We start from the raw sequence: 587 nt of genomic DNA on the forward strand, positions 1-587 counted from the left end.
GTAGAAAGTTCACTGCATTTTGACAATGCGCACCCAAATCAGCAGATAAACGTTTAAAAACACATGCTTGAATGGCTTATCCATTTATGATGCGAATAAGTGCGTCGCGCGACTCTGATATCACTCACGAATTGTTAAGAGTATAGACACAAAAAAGGCTCCACGAAGAGGTGGAGCCTAGACTGAAGTTTGCTTCTACAGATTAATGTACGCTTGGCAGAAGGTTCTCTGGCATCAGTGCGTTATGTAGAGCGAGTTTCAACAATGTGTTTGCTTGCTCGATATCGGGTGCAAAGTAACGGTCTTTATCGTAGAACGACACTTTTTCACGCAGCATCTGTTTTGCAATTTCGATTCGCTCAGACGATTTATTTGGCGCTCTGAAATCCAAACCTTGCGCCGCCGATAGATATTCGACAGCCAGAATGCCGCGAGTGTTTTCACCCATTTCTTTCAGTCTTCGAGCCGCGAATGTCGCCATTGACACGTGGTCTTCTTGGTTTGCTGATGTTGGTAAGCTGTCTACTGAGGCTGGGTGAGCAAGGGTCTTGTTTTCACTTGCCAATGCCGCAGAGGTTACTTGAGCA

1 protein-coding gene is annotated in these 587 nt (G+C 45.5%); it reads right to left on the reverse strand.

The window, feature by feature from the left end:
- Nucleotides 1-202: 202 nt before the first annotated feature.
- On the reverse strand, nt 203-587 hold a 385-nt coding region (locus R7040_RS28320; protein WP_318097863.1), incomplete at its 5' end, for an aromatic amino acid lyase.

It is taken from the genome of Vibrio sp. 1069, from assembly GCF_033340555.1.